Origin of the sequence: Mesorhizobium sp. M2A.F.Ca.ET.039.01.1.1, assembly GCF_003998035.1 — a bacterium.
In the GTDB taxonomy this organism is placed as follows: domain Bacteria; phylum Pseudomonadota; class Alphaproteobacteria; order Rhizobiales; family Rhizobiaceae; genus Mesorhizobium.
The window spans coordinates 1-4018 of record NZ_RZRY01000577.1 but is presented as its reverse complement, the minus strand read 5'-3'; the positions used below and the strand labels follow the sequence as shown (position 1 = coordinate 4018).

The following is a 4018-nucleotide window of genomic DNA, read 5'->3' as shown; positions in this document are numbered from 1 at the left end:
GTCTGGAGGCCTCGCGAATGGCTTTATGGACATTGCGCTGCAGGTCCATGAAGGCGGCGCTCTCCATGACCTCCTCGCGCCGCGGGCGCTCGATGTCGACGTCAAAAGTCCGCATGATGCGCCCGGGGCCGATGCCCATCACGACAATGCGGTCCGACAGATAGACGGCTTCTTCGACGTCGTGGGTGACGAAGAGCACGGTCAGCCTGTGCTCCTCCCAGATCTGGGTGAGCAGCTCCTGCATCTGATGCCGGGTCAGGGCATCGAGTGCGCCGAAGGGCTCATCCATCAAGAGCATCTTGGGGCGGTAGGAAAGCGCGCGCGCAATGGCGACACGCTGCTTCATGCCGCCCGAAAGTTCGGATGGATAGAGATTGGCCGAGCGCGGGAGCTTGACCAGGTCGAGATGCTCAAGCGCGATCCTGCGGCAGGTGGCGCGGTCATGGCCGGCAGCCTTGAGGGCGAACTCGATGTTCTGCTGCGCCGTCAGCCAGGGCAGCAGCGTATAGGACTGGAAGACGACGCCGCGATCGAGACCTGGCTTCAGGATCGGCGACCCGTCGATGTCGAGTTCGCCCGAGTCGAAATCCTGCAGTCCGGCGACGATCGACAGCAGCGTGCTCTTGCCGCAGCCCGACGTGCCGACCAGCGACACGAACTCATTGTCGGCGAGGTTGAGGTTGATGTCGCGCAGCACTTCGGTGCGCCGCGCTCCGGTGCCGAAACTCTTGTGGAGGCCCTTGATCCGCAGTTTGGGGAAATTCATCGGCCGGACCTCGTCATGAGCGGCTGTCCTGGCGAAACAGCACCTTGCCCAGCGCCTTCATGACCTGATCGGTGATCAGGCCGAGAATGCCCAACAGAAGGATGTAGCCGATGATGGTGTTGGTCTGGAAATAGCGCTGCGAGACGGTGATGCGATAGCCGAGGCCGGATGTCGCGGCGACGAGCTCGGCCAGCACCAACCAGGTCCAGGCCCAGCCCAGGCTGATGCGCAGCGTATCCCAGATGCCCGGCAAGGCGCTGGGCACCACGATGCGCGTCAGGATCTTGCGGTCCGGAAGGCCGAGCGTCCTGCCGAGACCGACGAAGTCGGCCGGCACGCGCTTGACGTTGTCCATGATCATCAGCACCTGCTGGAAGAAGGTGCCGATGAAGATGATCAGGAATTTCTGGACGTCGCTCGTGCCCGCCCACAGGATGGAGAGCGGCACGAAGGCGACCACCGGCATATAGCGGATGAAATCGACCAGCGGCTCGATGGCCGCTTCCCAGGTTCGGAAGCTGCCGATCAGCACGCCGATCGGAATGGCGAGCACCGAGGCGATGAGGAAGCCGACCGAAATACGGTAGATCGAGGCCTCGAGATCGGTGAGCAGCGTGCCGTCGGCCCAGAGCTTGCCGAGTTGCGTCGCCACGCTGGCGGGCGACGGCAGGAAGATCGGCTTGACCAGGTCGAGCCCCGTCGCCGCCCACCAGGCGAGGCCGAGACCGGCAAAGACGGCCACGGCAATGATCAGGAAGCGGGAGCGCGCGATGGGCGCGCCGATCCCGGAGGATCGGCGTCGACGCATCGCCTGCCTGGCGGCAGGTCCCGTCGCCGGGCCGGGCGGGCTCGCTTTGCCGGCAGGCTCGTCGGACATCTCGGCGGCCGCCACGAACCTACTGTGCGGCCTTGACGAAGGCCGGATCGATCATCTGCTCCGGCGTCACGTCGGCCTGAAGCAGCCCGGCATTCTTGGCGGCGGCCTCGACGTCGGCGAATGTCTTGGTGGAAAAGTCTCCCGTCAGCGCGCCCTTGTTCTCGGCAAGCGAATAGTAACGCACGCCTTCGAACGCCGTATTCAGATCCTCGACACTCGAGCCGACCGCCTTGGAGATGATGGCGCGCCCGCCGGGCGTGTCGGCATTGTAATCCTTGAGCGCCGCATCCCAGGCCTTGATCATGGCCAGCACCTGGCCGGGCCGCGACTTGATCACCTCGTCGCGCACGACCAGCACGTCGCTGATCAGGCCTGGGTCCTCGCCGGCCGTGAAGAGAAGCTTGACGTCCTTGTTCTGCGCCCTGGCCGTGGTGAGATAAGGCTCATAGGTGACCGCGACCGGGACGCGGCCGGCAATCAGCGCGCTGCCGGCATCGGCGGCCGGCATCGGCACCGGCTGGACGTCGGCGATCGACATGCCGTTCTTGGACAGCGCGTATTTCAGCAGGATGTCGCTGGTCGTGCCTTCCTCGAAGGCGACCTGCTTGCCCTTGAGATCGGCGACCGAGTCGACGTCCTTGCCGGCGATCATGGCGTCGGCGGTCATCGAGACGTCGAGCAGCAGCACGATCTTGACCGGCAGGCCGGCCGCGACCATGCCCATGGCGGTGTGGGTGGCGATGTTCGCCGCATCGAGCTGGCCGCTCGCCAGGGCGGCGTTGATGTCCTTGTCCTCGGTGAAATTGACGATCTGGACGTCCGACAGACCGCTCGCCTTGAACAGGCCCTTGGCTTCGGCGACATGCCACTGGCCGTAGCCCAGCCACGGCTCAATGCCGATCTTGAACGATCCGGCCTCGGGCGTCGCGGGAATGACCGTATCGGCGGCGTGGGCGAGCGGGGCGAAGCCGATGGTCGCCGCCACCACGAGCCCACGGAATTGTCCTGTGAGGTTAAGCATCATCTTTGTTCCCCTTGATGATCCAGAGCGCTTTTTTGAACCAAACTTCCCGTCCGGTGAGAATGCGGCTTCTGTTTCTTGCGGCACTGTGCCTCGGCGTCTTACCTGCCACGTCGACGGGAGTGAAACGATATTCAACGTCGGCGATGACGGATGTCAAGGCTAAAATACATACATGCATATACAAGCTGGAGAGGCTGATTGCCGTGCTCTTGGCAGCATTTGGGCAAGCCGATCCCTGCCCCGTCATGACCGGCGCCGGAGGCGTGAACGATTCGACCCGTCTCACGTCTTGCGCGACGGAGAATAGCGGCTGCCGAGCGAGTAGCGGCTGCCGACATAGGTCAGCTTGCTGATGGTGGCGACGACCGCGCCAGTCCATGTCCGGCGATGCAGCAGCAGGCAGCAGGCGCCGACGTCGATGGCGAGGTGCCGCGCCGTCTCGGCATCGGCCGGGACAGCGGAAATGATGTGTTCGACCTCGGTCACCGGCGTCTTCTGCATCAGGTAATCATAGGTCGCCATCTTCGAGAAATCCTGCTTGTCGTAGTCCGGGATCAGACTCGGATTGACGAAGCGCTCTTCCAGTTGCACGGGCAGGTCGTTCTCGAAATTGACGACCACCGAATGATAGATCGCGGCGCGCTTGGCGAATTCGAAGGACAGCGAGAGCTCCTTGGTCGGCGTGATCCTTTCGAGGACGAGAACCTCGGAGCGATGCCTGTTGCCGCGCGCGACGATCTCGGCCGCGATGTTGTTGATCTCGATCAGCGTCGATTGTGGCTTTGGCGGCGCGATGAATGTCCCCACGCCCTGCAACCGGATCAGGAAGCCGGCCGAGGTCAATTCCCTCAAGGCGCGGTGGACGGTCATGCGCGACACGCCGAGCGCGGCCACGAATTCATTCTCGGACGGCAGCTTGCTGTCCTTGGTCCACTTGCCGGTTCCGATGTTGGTCAGGATGTAGTCCTTGACCTTCTCGTAGAGGGGGCTGGCCGTATCGGGCAAAGCACTCATTCAAAAGTCCTTTCCGGCGAACATCGGAAATCAGGTGCCGGCAGGCTGCCGCAGCCGGATAATGGTTTTCAAGCCGTCGCCCTGCCCCGCCAAAAGACGCTCATAAGCGGCAGGAATATCGTCCAGGCCGATCTCGCGATCGATCAGGCTGATCAGTGGTCCGGACAGCTCCGCCAGCATCCCGATGGCGTCGGGCAGCTCATCGGCAAAGGCATGGCAGCCCAGCAGACCGATCTCGCGTTCGACCAGCATGTTGGGGTCTATGTCGAGGCGGCCGTGGAAAATGCCGACCAGCGCCACGGTGGCGCCGGAACCCAGAACACCCAGCAGTTGGTTG

Annotated in this window: 4 protein-coding genes and 1 pseudogene; all 5 read right to left on the bottom strand. The window is 63.5% G+C overall.

The genetic code is table 11. The annotated features are described in order from the left end of the window. Positions 1 to 766: ABC transporter ATP-binding protein (locus EOA24_RS29615; protein WP_133374670.1), on the bottom strand; the 766-nt coding region annotated here is incomplete at its 3' end. Positions 767 to 779: 13 nt separating this feature from the next. Further along, positions 780 to 1574, bottom strand: a complete 795-nt coding sequence (locus tag EOA24_RS29610) for an ABC transporter permease (RefSeq protein WP_189341540.1) — start codon at positions 1572 to 1574, stop codon at positions 780 to 782. Positions 1575 to 1662: 88 nt separating this feature from the next. Beyond that, positions 1663 to 2664, bottom strand: a complete 1002-nt coding sequence (locus EOA24_RS29605; protein ID WP_127410367.1) for an ABC transporter substrate-binding protein — start codon at positions 2662 to 2664, stop codon at positions 1663 to 1665. Positions 2665 to 2949: 285 nt separating this feature from the next. Beyond that, complete coding sequence (gene hutC, locus EOA24_RS29600) at positions 2950 to 3681, bottom strand: histidine utilization repressor (RefSeq protein ID WP_127256233.1); 732 nt, start codon at positions 3679 to 3681, stop codon at positions 2950 to 2952. A 30-nt stretch (positions 3682 to 3711) separates the two neighbouring features. Then, positions 3712 to 4018 (bottom strand): annotated as a pseudogene (locus tag EOA24_RS29595) (dehydrogenase); the annotation flags it as partial.

Coding starts and splice junctions, on each gene's coding strand:
- EOA24_RS29610 (WP_189341540.1), bottom strand. CDS start 1,574: ATGCGTCGACGCCGATCCTCCGGGATCGGCGCGCCCATCGCGCGCTCC.
- EOA24_RS29605 (WP_127410367.1), bottom strand. CDS start 2,664: ATGCTTAACCTCACAGGACAATTCCGTGGGCTCGTGGTGGCGGCGACC.
- hutC (WP_127256233.1), bottom strand. CDS start 3,681: ATGAGTGCTTTGCCCGATACGGCCAGCCCCCTCTACGAGAAGGTCAAG.